Origin of the sequence: Pseudomonas izuensis (assembly GCF_009861505.1) — a bacterium.
GTDB classification, from domain to species: domain Bacteria; phylum Pseudomonadota; class Gammaproteobacteria; order Pseudomonadales; family Pseudomonadaceae; genus Aquipseudomonas; species Aquipseudomonas izuensis.
In genome coordinates, this window is sequence record NZ_WTFT01000022.1 from 165,348 (window position 1) to 178,775 (window position 13,428).

Below are 13,428 nucleotides of genomic sequence, written 5' to 3' on the forward strand. Positions count from 1 at the left end.
GTATAACGCCAGGGCTGGGGGCGTTACTTTAATCCATCGCGGGGGGCGGCGACTAACGGCATTTTGTGCAAAGTGCGGGAAATGATTGGGGAAAATGTTGGATTCTGGTAACAGGGGGGGATTGGGTGGCTGTGCGGGCCCCATCGCGAGCAGGCTCACTCCTACAATTGAACGTCGTACACCGTCAATGTAGGAGTGAGCCTGCTCGCGATGAGGCCGGATCAAACACCTCAAATCTGGCTGATAAAGGTGCCAGTACCATCGAGAATATTCTTCAAGGTCAGCTCAACTTCAGCCATGTCCACCATGTCCGGGTTGAAGGTGATCTCCAGCACATCATCCCCATTCAACGCATCGGCATCCGCCGCCGCGATTTCGATCTTCAGCAGGGAAGGGCTGAGAGTGACTTTCACGCCATCGAGGGTCGAAGGCTCGCCGTCCAGGGTGATTTCCAGCTCGTCCTCGTCCGGGTAACGGGTCATCAGGAACATGTCGCCCTTGTCGCTGTGGCAGCAGAGCATGGCCATGTTGTCTTCCTCGTCGTCGCACGGGTTGACGATCAAGAGGGCGGTGGTCATTTGCATGGTTGATTCCTGGCTCGACGAGCGTAATGAAGACGAACAAAAGGCAATTCTGCCAGCCCCGGTGAATTTCTGCTTGCCTGTAGGAGCCACACACCCCATTACAGCGTGTTACGAGTCATTTCTGGTACGGAAGTACCGCAACCGGACGGAAAGCCGCCATTTTCCCCTGTGAGTGCTAGTGTTGTTCGATGCCCCACCCTCAAGCTGCATACCGTTGACCGAATATGTCGCAGCATCGCAAGCACGGGCCTTGCCGCACTCGTTAAGCTGCGCAACGGATGAGCACCTGTAAAGGCATTGCGCTGCCCGCAGCCCAGTCGTTTTTGCAGATGCCCATTCATGGAAGGTGAATGTGACCCGAGTGTCTCGTCCAGCTTCACCCACCTGTCACCCTGTTTCCTCTGCCCGAGAATCAGGAACAGGGTGACGGGTAGCCCCTGACAGGGGTTTTGCACGCGACGCTTCCATCAATAACAAGCCCAAGCGGAGTACCACAGATGGCGTTCTTCACCGCAGCCAGCAAAGCCGACTTCCAGCACCAACTGCAAGCGGCACTGGCGCAGCACATCAGTGAACAGGCACTGCCACAAGTGGCGCTGTTCGCTGAACAATTCTTCGGCATCATTTCCCTGGACGAACTGACCCAGCGCCGGTTGTCCGATCTCGCTGGCTGTACCCTTTCTGCGTGGCGCCTGCTTGAGCGCTTCGATCATGCGCAACCGCAGGTGCGCGTCTACAACCCCGATTACGAACGTCACGGCTGGCAGTCGACCCACACCGCGGTCGAAGTACTGCACCACGACCTGCCATTCCTGGTGGATTCGGTGCGTACCGAGCTGAACCGTCGCGGCTACAGCATCCACACCCTGCAAACCACCGTGCTGAGCGTACGCCGCGGCAGCAAGGGCGAGTTGCTGGAAATCCTGCCTAAAGGCACCCAGGGCGACGACGTTCTGCACGAGTCGCTGATGTACCTGGAAATCGACCGTTGCGCCAATCCCGCCGAACTGAACGTGCTGACCAAAGAGCTGGAGCAAGTGCTCGCTGAAGTGCGTGTGGCGGTTGGTGATTTCGAACCGATGAAAACCAAGGTCCAGGAAATCCTGACCAATCTGGACAACAGCCGGTTTGCCGTCGATGCCGACGAAAAGAGCGAAATCAAGAGCTTCCTGGAATGGCTGGTGGGCAACCACTTCACTTTCCTCGGCTATGAAGAGTTTACGGTTAGCGATGAGCCCGATGGCGGCCACATCGTCTACGACCAGAACTCGTTCCTTGGCCTGACCAGGCTGTTGCGTGCCGGCATGACCTACGATGACCTGCGCATCGAAGACTACGCCGTGAACTACCTGCGCGAGCCGAAGCTGCTGACGTTCGCCAAAGCCGCGCACCCGAGTCGCGTGCACCGTCCGGCTTACCCGGATTATGTCTCGATCCGTGAAATCGACGCCGACGGCAAGATCATCAAGGAATGCCGTTTCATGGGCCTGTACACCTCGTCGGTGTACGGCGAGAGCGTGCGCGCCATTCCATACATCCGCCGCAAGGTTGCCGAGATCGAACACCGTTCCGGCTTCCAGGCCAAGGCTCACCTGGGCAAGGAACTGGCGCAGGTACTCGAAGTGCTGCCGCGCGACGACCTGTTCCAGACGCCGGTGGACGAGCTGTTCAGCACCGTGATGTCGATCGTGCAGATCCAGGAGCGCAACAAGATTCGCGTGTTCCTGCGCAAAGACCCGTATGGCCGCTTCTGCTACTGCCTGGCCTACGTGCCGCGTGACATCTACTCCACCGAAGTACGCCAGAAGATCCAGCAAGTGCTGATGGATCGCCTGAAAGCCTCGGATTGCGAGTTCTGGACCTTCTTCTCCGAGTCCGTGCTGGCCCGCGTGCAGCTGATCCTGCGCGTCGACCCGAAAAACCGCCTCGACATCGACCCGCTGCAGCTGGAAAACGAAGTGATCCAGGCCTGCCGCAGCTGGCAGGACGATTACTCGGCACTGACGGTCGAAACCTTCGGCGAAGCCCAGGGCACCAATGTGCTGGCCGACTTCCCGAAAGGCTTCCCGGCCGGTTACCGCGAGCGTTTTGCAGCGCATTCGGCCGTGGTCGACATGCAGCACCTGCTGAACCTGAGTGCCAAAAACCCACTGGTAATGAGCTTCTATCAGCCACTGGGCCAGGTCTCCGGCCAGCGTGAGCTGCATTGCAAGCTGTACCACGCCGATACCCCGCTGGCACTGTCCGACGTCCTGCCGATCCTGGAAAACCTCGGCCTGCGTGTGCTGGGTGAGTTCCCGTATCGCCTGCGTCACAACAACGGCCGCGAGTTCTGGATTCACGATTTCGCGTTCACGGCCGCTGAAGGCCTGGACCTGGACATCCAGCAACTCAACGACACCTTGCAGGACGCGTTCGTCCACATCGTGCGTGGAGATGCCGAAAACGATGCGTTCAACCGCCTGGTACTGACCGCCGGCCTGCCATGGCGCGACGTGGCGTTGTTGCGTGCCTACGCCCGTTACCTGAAGCAGATCCGCCTGGGCTTCGACCTGGGCTACATCGCCAGCACCCTGAACAACCACACCGACATCGCTCGCGAGTTGACCCGGTTGTTCAAGACCCGTTTCTACCTGGCGCGAAAATTAAGCAGCGACGACCTCGAGCAGCGTCTGGAACACGCGATTCTTGCCGCTCTGGACGACGTCCAGGTGCTCAACGAAGACCGTATCCTGCGTCGCTACCTGGACCTGATCAAGGCCACCCTGCGGACCAACTTCTATCAGACCGACGCCAACGGCCATAACAAGTCGTACTTCAGCTTCAAGTTCAACCCGCACTTGATCCCTGAACTGCCGAAGCCTGTTCCGAAGTTCGAAATCTTCGTTTACTCGCCGCGCGTCGAAGGCGTGCACCTGCGCTTCGGCAACGTCGCTCGCGGCGGCCTGCGCTGGTCCGACCGTGAAGAAGACTTCCGTACCGAAGTCCTGGGCCTGGTAAAAGCCCAGCAAGTGAAGAACTCGGTGATCGTGCCGGTGGGTGCGAAGGGTGGTTTCCTGCCACGTCGCCTGCCGTTGGGCGGCAGCCGGGACGAGATCGCGGCCGAGGGCATCGCCTGCTACCGCATCTTCATTTCGGGTCTGCTGGACATCACCGACAACCTGAAAGACGGCGCCCTGGTGCCGCCGGCCAACGTCGTGCGGCATGACGACGATGACCCGTACCTGGTGGTTGCCGCGGACAAGGGCACTGCGACCTTCTCCGACATCGCCAACGGTATCGCCATCGACTACGGTTTCTGGCTGGGTGACGCGTTCGCATCCGGTGGTTCGGCCGGTTACGACCACAAGAAAATGGGCATCACCGCCAAGGGCGCGTGGGTTGGCGTACAACGCCACTTCCGCGAGCGCGGCATTAATGTCCAGGAAGACAGCATCACTGTGGTGGGCGTCGGCGACATGGCCGGCGACGTGTTCGGTAACGGCTTGCTGATGTCCGACAAGCTGCAACTGGTCGCCGCATTCAACCACATGCACATCTTCATCGACCCGAATCCGGATCCGGCAAGCAGCTTCGCCGAGCGTCAGCGCATGTTCGACCTGCCACGTTCGGCGTGGTCGGATTACGACACCAGCATCATGTCCGAAGGCGGCGGGATCTTCTCCCGCAGCGCGAAGAGCATCGCGATTTCCCCGCAGATGCAAGAGCGCTTCGACATCAAGGCCGACAAACTGACCCCGACCGAACTGCTCAATGCCTTGCTCAAGGCACCGGTGGACCTGTTGTGGAACGGTGGTATCGGTACTTACGTCAAGGCCAGCAGCGAAAGCCACGCCGATGTCGGCGACAAGGCCAACGATGCACTGCGCGTGAATGGCAACGAACTGCGCTGCAAAGTCGTGGGCGAGGGCGGTAACCTGGGCATGACCCAACTGGGTCGTGTGGAGTTCGGTCTCAATGGCGGTGGTTCCAACACCGACTTCATCGACAACGCCGGTGGCGTAGACTGCTCCGACCACGAAGTGAACATCAAGATCCTGCTGAACGAAGTGGTTCAGGCCGGTGACATGACCGCCAAGCAGCGTAACGAGTTGCTGGCGAGCATGACCGACGAAGTCGGCAACCTGGTGCTGGGCAACAACTACAAGCAGACTCAGGCCCTGTCCCTGGCGGCGCGTCGTGCCCTGCCACGAATCGCTGAATACAAGCGCCTGATGAACGATCTGGAAGGTCGCGGCAAGCTGGATCGCGCCATCGAGTTCCTGCCGGCCGAAGACGCAATCAACGAGCGCGTCGCTGAAGGCCATGGCCTGACCCGTCCAGAGCTGTCGGTGCTGATCTCCTACAGCAAGATCGACCTCAAGGAGCAGTTGCTGGGCTCCCTGGTGCCGGACGACGACTACCTGACCCGCGACATGGAAACCGCTTTCCCGCCAACCCTGGTGAGCAAGTTCTCCGCTGCCATGCGTCGTCACCGTCTGAAGCGCGAAATCGTCAGCACCCAGATCGCCAACGATCTGGTGAACCACATGGGCATCACCTTCGTTCAACGACTCAAAGAGTCGACCGGCATGAGCCCGGCGAACGTGGCCGGCGCCTACGTGATCGTGCGTGACATCTTCCATCTCCCGCACTGGTTCCGTCAGATTGAAAACCTGGACTACAAGGTTTCCGCCGACGTGCAACTGGAGCTGATGGATGAGCTGATGCGTCTGGGCCGTCGCGCCACACGCTGGTTCCTGCGTGCCCGTCGCAACGAGCAGAACGCTGCCCGTGACGTCGCGCACTTCGGTCCGCACCTGGCGGCGTTGGGTCTCAAGCTCGACGAGCTGCTCAGTGGCGAGATCCGCGAGACCTGGCAGACCCGTTATCAGGCCTACGTCGCGGCTGGCGTACCTGAATTGCTGGCGCGCATGGTTGCAGGCACCACGCACCTGTACACGCTGCTGCCGATCATCGAGGCCTCCGACGTGACCGGCCAGGACCCTGCGGACGTGGCCAAGGCCTACTTCGCCGTGGGCAGCGCGCTGGACATCACCTGGTACCTGCAACAGATCAGCGCTCTGCCGGTTGAAAACAACTGGCAGGCCCTGGCCCGTGAAGCGTTCCGCGATGACGTCGACTGGCAGCAACGTGCGATCACCATTTCCGTCCTGCAACAGGGCGGCGGCACCCAGGATGTGGAAACACGCCTGGTGCATTGGATGGCGCAGCACGAAAGCACGATCGAGCGCTGGCGCGCCATGCTGGTGGAAATCCGCGCCGCCAGTGGCACGGACTACGCCATGTACGCGGTGGCCAACCGTGAGTTGCTGGACGTGGCGTTGAGCGGTCAGGCGGTAGTGCCTGCCGCGGCTGCCGCGACCAGTGAAGAGCTGGAACCGGCCGCCTGATCAGGCGTTGAATGAAAAAGCCCCGCATTGAGAAATGCGGGGTTTTTTTTGCCTGATGTTTTTATGGTGTCAGTTCTGGCCCCATCGCGAGCAGGCTCACTCCCACATTGGTTTTGCGTCGAACAAAGAACTAATGTGGGAGCGAGCCTGCTCGCGATGGGAGCATTGATATCAATACAACTTCATGCCCGTTTTATTATCAATCATCGACACTTTATTTGACGGACTGGTCAATAAATTACTGAGCGACTGGTCAAACTTCTGCAGTGCCCTTACTTGCACATTCTGTTGTTCGTTTATATCGGCAACTATCTCTTCACTGCGCTTATAGTCCGCCCACACCGGGCTGAGTGCTTTTGCATCATGCCCGCGTGCAGTACCAATGTAGTTGAAGTTGCTGTCGAAGAAATCCGCGCTGACATTCGCCTCGATATCAGAACTGCGCGAAGTGATGAGTTGACTGCGGCTATCGATCACCGCAACGACGTCTGGTCTGGCGGCCTTGAGGCTTTGCATGTCCGGATACACCGTGACCGAGCCGAACTGTCGTTGCAACGAGGCCTTGACCCCATCCACGGCCAGGTCCGGATTGGAGGTGGCTACGTAGGCGTCGTGAATCGACTGAACCAGCAGGCTCTGGCCGAAGCCGGTACCGGCATTGGCCTGGTAATCCTGCAGATAGGCGCGATTGGCCTGGGTATTGCGGCTGTACACCACGCCCAGGGCAACATTGGCCCCATTGGGAACGCGGGTTGCACTGCTGCGACCTACCGGTTGACTGAAGATACCGTCCAGCGAAGAAACCGCGGAAGGTGCGGTGGGGATTGAACAACCGGTTAATAAGGCGGTAAGTGTAAACGTACTGACTAGCGCAAGTTTCATGGTGTTTCTCCGGTGAAACAACATCAGTCGGAAAGTTGATTGGCCGGTACCAGCCGGCAGTACCCTCAGACTAAACCGTGAACAGTGCAATAAAACAGTCAATATCTGCCATTCTCAAGTGGCCAATAGTTTCGTTTGCAGTAAAGGCGTCTCGTTAATTACCCGAGGAAATAAAAAGGCCCGAAACGATCATTCGGGCCTTTTTATTTATGGCTGTACGTTCATCGATCAGTTTTTCAAAGGGATCAACACTTTCTCGTCCGGCGACAAGACCATGAACACCAGCAACTTGGCAGGCTGGGTGGTGCTGGCGTTTTTCGACACCAAATGCTCGGAACCGGCCGGTTCATACCAGAACTCACCCGCCTTATAGGTTACTTCTTTCTCACCTTTTACCTGGGACGTAATGGACCCCTCGAGGACGTAAGCCATGGCTGTACCATCGTGCTTGTGGGCAATGGACGATTGGCCGGGCTTGTAGTCGACTTCAATCATCAAGGCCTTTTTGCCCGGTACGTTTTTCAGCATTTGATCCTGCAATATCGTGACCTTTTCCGATGGGTCATGGGCAAATGCCGAGGTGGAAACGGCCAGGGTCAGGGCAACAAGGGGAGCGGCACAGAAGCGCAAAACGTTCATGGTTCATTACCTGCGGTGGATGAGTGGTCAGGAACCAATCTAGTGCGCTACGGGGGGCAATCAAACAGCCAATGTTCGGGAAGGACAGGGGACCAATCATCACGTTGCCTGTAGGAGCCGGCTTGCTGGCGAACCCGGCGGCGCGGTGTGCCAGACACGCCGCTTTCGCTGGCAAGCCAGCTCCTACAGGGAACAGCGGATTGGATACGGTTCTGTAGGAGCCGGCTTGCTGGCGAACCAGGCGACGCGGTGTGCCAGATGCGCCGCTTTTGCTGCGGTGCGGCGATCCGACAAGCCAGCGCCTACAGGGAGTTAGCGGATGGGAAAGCTGTTGAAGTCGACGGCATTGGCCAGTTGGCAATCGATCAGGTCGATGAAGCCTTGCACTTGAGGGCTGTTGAAATGCGATTGCATCGCCGCTTCCGATTGCCAGTGGGCGCTGACGGTCCAGCGGTTACTGTCCTCAGGGCAGCGGTCGACCATATAGGAGTCACAGCCCGGTAGTTCGCGCAGGGTATCGACAATCTTTTGCAATTGCTTACCCAGTTCATCCGAGCGGCCGGCGACGGCCTGCACCTTTACGGTATTGATCACTTTGTAGGACATTGGCTCACACTCCTGAATCAGGCCGGACGAATCCTGCTCATTGAGGGATAACGCTTATGCAGGATAGGCCCGTACCCCCGGACCACCAATAGCCAATCGCCGGATAAAGCCGCAGTCCAATCCGTCAGGCGACTTGTTGCAAAATGTCCCTCAGACGATCCAGGGCAATGTCGATGTCCAGGGTCTCGATGGCGCCAAAACCGAGGAAAAACCCGGCCTGGGGCGCTTGCTGGTAGTAAAAGCTGTCGATGGCATAGAGCCCGACTTCAACTTTTTTCGCCAGTTCGATCACCAGTGGCACGTCGATCGGTACTTTGCACAACACCACCATGTGAAAACCGGCCCTGGTCGGCACTGCATCAAGCCAGGGGAAGAGATCGCCGGCCATGCGCGCCAGGATCCGGTCACGTCTGCCCGCATAAATCGTATGGCAGCGGCGAATGTGCTTGAGCAGGCAGCCTTCAGCGATGAACTTGGCCAGCGCCCATTGGGGCAGGGTGGAGGTGTGCAGATCGGTGAGCTGTTTGGCACGCACCACCGCTTCGAGGATCGCTGGCGGCAGAATCGCATAACCCAGGCGCAGCTCCGGCAACAGGGTTTTCGAAAAGGTCCCGACGTAGGCGACGATCCCGCGCTCATCCATGCTTTGCAGCGAGTCCGTCGGTCGACCTTCGTAGCGGAATTCGCTGTCATAGTCGTCCTCGATGATGATTGCCCCCAGTTCATGGGCCTTGGCCAGCAGCGCTACCCGCCGTTCCTGGCTCATGGGCATGCCCAGGGGAAACTGGTGCGAAGGGGTGACGTAAATCAGCCGTGTGCCAAGGGGGATCTTGTCCACCTGGATGCCCTCGGCATCCACCGGAACGCCGATCACCGTGGCACCGTGGGTGCCGAACAGCAGGCGTGCCGGTGGATAGCCGGGGTCTTCCATGGCCACGATGCTGCCGGGCCGTGTGAGCACGCGGGAGATCAGGTCCAGGGCTTGCTGGGCGCCATTGCACACCACCACATCCTCATCCTGGCAATTGACCCCGCGGGAAAACGCGATGTGCCGCGCAATGGCATTGCGCAGTGCCGGTAAACCTTCGGCCAGACTGTAAAAACCCTTCGACGCGGCGATCTGGCGCAAGGCGTGGGAGGTACAGCGTCGCCAATCGTCCTGGGGGAATTGGCCCTTGCTGGTGGCGCCGCCGATAAAGTCATAGCGCAGCGAGCCTTCCAGCGTCGGGTGACGTAAAAACACCGGCAGGTTGCGCCAGGATTCGATCACTTCGAAACCGGCCAGGTCGCAATGGCTCTGCTTGCGCTCGATTTTAGAGGTCCGGGCGTTGACGTACGTGCCTTTGCCGATCACCCCGGTGAGGAAATTCTCGTAGGTCAGTTGGGCGTAGGTATCGGAAATGGTCTTGCGCGAAATGCCCAGCTGCTCGGCCAGCAAGCGGCTGGGCGGGAGCTGCGTCCCGGCGGCCAGACGACCCGATTCGATGGCGCTGCGCAGTTGGTTGTACAACTGGCCCGCCAGATCCTTGCGTCCATTGATGACAACGTGTAGTTCCATACCGGCCAAGCTCCGGAGCAATTGAGGCGCGTGTGCGTCGCGCCAGATTACCCTCATCCGGCTGTCATGCAGAAGTTGCGTGGCGCAAAAACCGTCAATTGGTCTGGTGCCGGGTGGTCCATGGAAAATCCGCAGAATTGGATCTGTAACATAAACGCATCAGCCACTACCGTTAGAGCACATCATCGCTGCCCGAGGTCGCTCCATGAACCCCCGCCTGGATTACTACAGCGCTTCACCCAAAGCGATGAAAGCGATGATCGCCATGGAGGCCCTGGCCAGCAGTCTGAGCATCGAACCGGCGTTGTTGCACCTGATCAAGATCCGCGCGTCGCAGCTCAACGGTTGTGCGTTCTGTACGGACATGCACTCGGTGGATGCCCGGCGCCTCGGCGAGACTGACCGACGTCTGTATTCCATCGTAGTCTGGCGCGACAGCAACTTCTTCAACCCGCGCGAACGCGCAGCCCTGGCCTGGACCGAGGCGGTGACATTGCTCTCGCAAAACCCTGTGCCCGACGACGTCTACGAACAGGCGCGGGGGCAGTTCAGCGAAGGTGAACTGGTGGACCTGACCATTGCCGTGACCACCATCAATAGCTGGAATCGTTTGGCCGTGAGCTTTCGGCAAAGCCCGAGTACCTGAATAAAGCCTCTCGACATTGTAGGAGCTGGCTTGCCAGCGATGATCGCGAACGATTACGCGTTTTGCCGGGCTAGACGCGTCGTTCTCGGATCCTTCGCTGGCAAGCCAGCTCCTGCAAAGCACTCCTGTTTATTGACCCATTAGCAACGGCGAGGTTGCGGGTGTGCTGGCGGGCCTTTGGGGTTTGACCGATGTGCCGAACGTATTGCCCATGCGCGTACTGGTGGCCGCCGGGGTCGCCAGGCCGAGCTGGTTCGGCGGTCGCTTGTCGATTGGCACGTTCATGCCTTCCTGATTGTTCCGTGCAGCGGCCGCCCCTTGGGGGTTGTTGCCCATTTGCTGACTCAGGCAGCTGTAGTCCGGCGCCCTGTAGCCGCCGACAGAGACGTCTACACAGCCGAGCGGCTCTTGAGCCTGCGCCAGCGATATTCCGATCATCAGCAGCGAGCCTGCTGCCACGTTCAATCGAGTATTCATTGATGGCCTCCTGGCCGGCCCTGGGGGGCCGCGCATGCCTGAGTCTAGAGCAAAGCGACTGACGGTCTCGTGATGGTTTTTTTGCACCGTCCGTCACATCAGGTTCATACACAGCCATCAGGATGACGGTTTTCAGGGATTGCTCAGCCGTGCAGCGAGGCCGAACCAGGGACGGGCGCCAGATTTCATTGACCGCAGTTCGCCGGGCTTGTCTGGTGTTGCTGTTTTGGTCGATGGGGATGACCGTGGTGGCCGGCACTATTGATGCGCGCGCAACCCGGGAGCTGGACATTCCGGCGCAGGCACTGAACAGCGCGCTTGAACAGTTCAGTCGATCGACCGGTATGGCTGTTCTCGTGGATCGTGAGTTGACCCGCGGTCGGCGCTCGATCGCGGTCAATGGGCGTTTCAGCGCTACCGATGGCCTGAGCCTGATGCTCAGCGGCAGCGGGCTGATGGTCCGGTACGCCAGAGCGGACGCCTTCACCTTGCAAGCGGCCCGGGTGACCGAGGTGCCAGCGTCAACTACGCCATCTGCAAAGGAGGCGCAACGGCTTGGCAGTAGTTATGCGACATCGATTCAAACGGCTATCGAACGCCGGCTGTGCCGTTCAGCATTAATCCGGCCGGGCAGTTTTCGGGCACTTTTACAGTTGTGGATCGGCCGTGACGGTGTGGTTCAACACAGCCGTCTGGTCAGCTCTACCGGGGATGTGCAGCGCGACGCCGCGCTGGTGGAAAGTTTACGTAACCTTGATATCGAACGCCCGGTGCCTGGCTCTGTCGCCCAACCGGTCACCCTGCTTTTGCTGCCGGAGTCTTCAGGGAAACGCATGGAATGCACACCGAGGAAAGGAGTTTCCGGGGGATGAAAGACACCGGGAAAAGTTCGATGGTCAGGCTGTTTCTAAGGTCCTATGACGATTTCAAGGCGCGGTTGCGCCGGCGTCTTGGCTGCGAAGATCTGGCCAACGATGTGCTGCACGAAACCTGGCTGCGGGTCGACCGCATGGAAGTCCCGCCGGATATTGCTCAACCGAGTGCCTACCTCTATCGCATGGCCCTCAATGTTGCCGCGGACAGGCGTCAGGCGGATGCCCGGTTGCTCACCGGCAGCGAAGTGGAGGAATTGTTGCAGGTATCTGATGACGCACTCGATCCGGCGCGGGTGGTAGGCGGGCAGAGGGAAGTCCATTTGCTGGTCAGCGCCTTGTATGAACTGCCGGCACGTCGGCGCAAGATCTTCATTGCCGCACGCCTTGAAGAGGCGCCGCATCTGGAAATTTCCCAACGTTTCGGGATTTCGACACGCATGGTCGAGAAGGAAATCAAAGCCGCTTTGACCCATTGCGCCGGGCGTCTGGAAAGAAAAGTGATTCAGCGGTTCGGTCCCGGTGCGGGAAAACAGTCTTGATAGAAGAGCCCAGAATAATCCGTGAGTATCCCCGCGCTTGAACATATTCCGTATGTCCTCTGTTGAGATGACGCCTCAGGACCGGCTCGACAGTGAAGCCCGGGACTGGTTGCTCCTTCTGACCTCGGGCCGGGCGACCGTTGCCGATGCGCAAGCCTTGCGCCAGTGGTGCGCACAAAGCCCCGAGCATGCTCGCGCATTCGAGCAGAGCAAGGTGTTGTGGCAGCAACTGCAACCCGCCGCGCAACAGTTGCAGGCACCACGGCATCTGGGACGTCGAGCCTTTCTGGGCGCCGCCATTGCGGCATCAGCGGCGTTTTTTCTGGTTCGCGCAACGGTGCCCGGAGGCTTTTCCGGATTGGGGGCGGACTACGTCACGCAAGTCGGCGAGCAACGGCGCGTCGATCTGGCTGATGGTGTAAGTCTGGAGCTCAATACCCAGACGCGTATCAACCGTGGGGATGGCGACCGTTACCTGGAGTTGCTCAGCGGTGAAGTGGAAGTGCGCACTAGCGCCCAAACGCCACTCAAGGTACGGGCGGGGACGGGATGGTTGAGCGCAACCGAGGCCAGGTTCAACCTGCGTAATACCGATCGGAACGTGTGCCTTACCTGTCTGGAGGGAATGTTGGAGGCGGATGTCCTGGGTCGTCGTATTTTGGTCGGGCCGGGTCGGCAACTGATCTGGAACGCCGAGCGTGTCGGTACGCCGCAAGCCGTCGACACCGCGACGGTCATCGCCTGGCGCCAGCAAATACTGGTGTTCAACGACGCCACCTTGTCTTCGGTGATCGATGAGATCAACCGCTACCGCCCCGGCATGTTGCTGTTGCTCAACAGCGAACTGGGTAAACGCAAGGTGCAGGCGCGATTCAGCCTGGATCAACTGGCGGGTGTGGCGTTGTTGATTCGCGATGCCTACGGGGTCAAGTGCACGGAACTGCCGGGCGGCGTTGTGGTGCTCAGCTAGGGCTGTGGGAGCAAAGCTTGCTCGCGAAGGCGGCCTGACCCTTGCGAATGTACTCAATCCCTTGTGGGAGCAATGCTTGCTCGCGATGGACGTCAACGATAACGCGTGCTGTCTGCATGACCACGTTGTCTGGAAATCCATCGCGAGCAGGCTCGCTCCTACAGTCTGGAGGCGGCCTGACAGCCGACCTGCCATTGGCAGATACCCCCCAATCCCTTGTGGGGGGAAGTGGTTGTCTCTGTGGGGGGGTGCTGTTGTG

At 59.3% G+C, this 13,428-nt stretch carries 11 protein-coding genes; 5 read left to right on the forward strand and 6 right to left on the reverse strand.

What is annotated here, in order from left to right:
• Positions 1–230: 230 nt before the first annotated feature.
• Entirely contained in the window at positions 231–584 is a 354-nt protein-coding gene (locus GPL81_RS19555; RefSeq protein WP_160108041.1) for a hypothetical protein, read from the reverse strand.
• A gap of 497 nt (positions 585–1,081) precedes the next feature.
• Here GPL81_RS19555 and GPL81_RS19560 point away from each other — a divergent pair, with 497 nt between their 5' ends.
• Entirely contained in the window at positions 1,082–5,977 is a 4,896-nt protein-coding gene (locus tag GPL81_RS19560) for an NAD-glutamate dehydrogenase (RefSeq protein ID WP_160108042.1), read from the forward strand.
• A gap of 171 nt (positions 5,978–6,148) precedes the next feature.
• Here the strand turns inward: GPL81_RS19560 and GPL81_RS19565 are convergent, their stop codons facing one another.
• The 4 genes from GPL81_RS19565 to pdxR form a co-directional block, all read right to left on the reverse strand.
• Positions 6,149–6,859 (reverse strand): ATPase, encoded by a 711-nt coding sequence (locus tag GPL81_RS19565; protein WP_160108043.1) that lies wholly within the window; start codon positions 6,857–6,859, stop codon positions 6,149–6,151.
• 228 nt (positions 6,860–7,087) lie between these two features.
• Positions 7,088–7,498: a cupin domain-containing protein gene (locus GPL81_RS19570; protein WP_160108044.1), complete on the reverse strand. Its 411-nt coding sequence runs from the start codon at positions 7,496–7,498 to the stop codon at positions 7,088–7,090.
• 312 nt (positions 7,499–7,810) lie between these two features.
• Positions 7,811–8,104, reverse strand: a complete 294-nt coding sequence (locus GPL81_RS19575; protein WP_096511085.1) for an antibiotic biosynthesis monooxygenase family protein — start codon at positions 8,102–8,104, stop codon at positions 7,811–7,813.
• 124 nt (positions 8,105–8,228) lie between these two features.
• Positions 8,229–9,662, reverse strand: a complete 1,434-nt coding sequence (gene pdxR / locus GPL81_RS19580; RefSeq protein ID WP_096511087.1) for a MocR-like pyridoxine biosynthesis transcription factor PdxR — start codon at positions 9,660–9,662, stop codon at positions 8,229–8,231.
• Between the two features lie 205 nt (positions 9,663–9,867).
• Here pdxR and GPL81_RS19585 point away from each other — a divergent pair, with 205 nt between their 5' ends.
• Entirely contained in the window at positions 9,868–10,308 is a 441-nt protein-coding gene (locus GPL81_RS19585) for a carboxymuconolactone decarboxylase family protein (RefSeq protein ID WP_096511089.1), read from the forward strand.
• A 129-nt stretch (positions 10,309–10,437) separates the two neighbouring features.
• On the opposite strand, the gene GPL81_RS19590 is transcribed toward GPL81_RS19585, so the two are convergent.
• Positions 10,438–10,746 carry a hypothetical protein gene (locus GPL81_RS19590; RefSeq protein WP_246218949.1) on the reverse strand — a complete coding sequence of 103 codons (309 nt, stop codon included), beginning with the start codon at positions 10,744–10,746 and terminating at the stop codon, positions 10,438–10,440.
• A gap of 278 nt (positions 10,747–11,024) precedes the next feature.
• On the opposite strand from GPL81_RS19590, the gene GPL81_RS19595 reads away from it, so the two are divergent.
• Genes GPL81_RS19595 through GPL81_RS19605 form a run of 3 tightly spaced genes read left to right on the forward strand, consistent with a single transcriptional unit; the run spans position 11,025 to position 13,169 of the window.
• On the forward strand, positions 11,025–11,657 hold the full coding sequence (locus GPL81_RS19595) for an STN domain-containing protein (protein ID WP_281355065.1): 633 nt from the start codon (positions 11,025–11,027) through the stop codon (positions 11,655–11,657).
• Positions 11,654–12,199 (forward strand): RNA polymerase sigma factor, encoded by a 546-nt coding sequence (locus tag GPL81_RS19600; protein WP_160108047.1) that lies wholly within the window; start codon positions 11,654–11,656, stop codon positions 12,197–12,199. Before GPL81_RS19595 ends, GPL81_RS19600 begins: the two co-directional genes overlap by 4 nt.
• 37 nt (positions 12,200–12,236) lie before the next feature.
• Complete coding sequence (locus tag GPL81_RS19605) at positions 12,237–13,169, forward strand: FecR family protein (protein ID WP_160108048.1); 933 nt, start codon at positions 12,237–12,239, stop codon at positions 13,167–13,169.
• The last annotated feature ends 259 nt before the right edge of the window (positions 13,170–13,428 follow it).

Coding starts and splice junctions, on each gene's coding strand:
- GPL81_RS19555 (WP_160108041.1), bottom strand. CDS start 584: ATGCAAATGACCACCGCCCTCTTGATCGTCAACCCGTGCGACGACGAG.
- GPL81_RS19560 (WP_160108042.1), top strand. CDS start 1,082: ATGGCGTTCTTCACCGCAGCCAGCAAAGCCGACTTCCAGCACCAACTG.
- GPL81_RS19595 (WP_281355065.1), top strand. CDS start 11,025: ATGACCGTGGTGGCCGGCACTATTGATGCGCGCGCAACCCGGGAGCTG.
- GPL81_RS19585 (WP_096511089.1), top strand. CDS start 9,868: ATGAACCCCCGCCTGGATTACTACAGCGCTTCACCCAAAGCGATGAAA.
- GPL81_RS19570 (WP_160108044.1), bottom strand. CDS start 7,498: ATGAACGTTTTGCGCTTCTGTGCCGCTCCCCTTGTTGCCCTGACCCTG.
- GPL81_RS19590 (WP_246218949.1), bottom strand. CDS start 10,746: ATGATCGGAATATCGCTGGCGCAGGCTCAAGAGCCGCTCGGCTGTGTA.
- GPL81_RS19600 (WP_160108047.1), top strand. CDS start 11,654: ATGAAAGACACCGGGAAAAGTTCGATGGTCAGGCTGTTTCTAAGGTCC.
- GPL81_RS19565 (WP_160108043.1), bottom strand. CDS start 6,859: ATGAAACTTGCGCTAGTCAGTACGTTTACACTTACCGCCTTATTAACC.
- GPL81_RS19575 (WP_096511085.1), bottom strand. CDS start 8,104: ATGTCCTACAAAGTGATCAATACCGTAAAGGTGCAGGCCGTCGCCGGC.
- pdxR (WP_096511087.1), bottom strand. CDS start 9,662: ATGGAACTACACGTTGTCATCAATGGACGCAAGGATCTGGCGGGCCAG.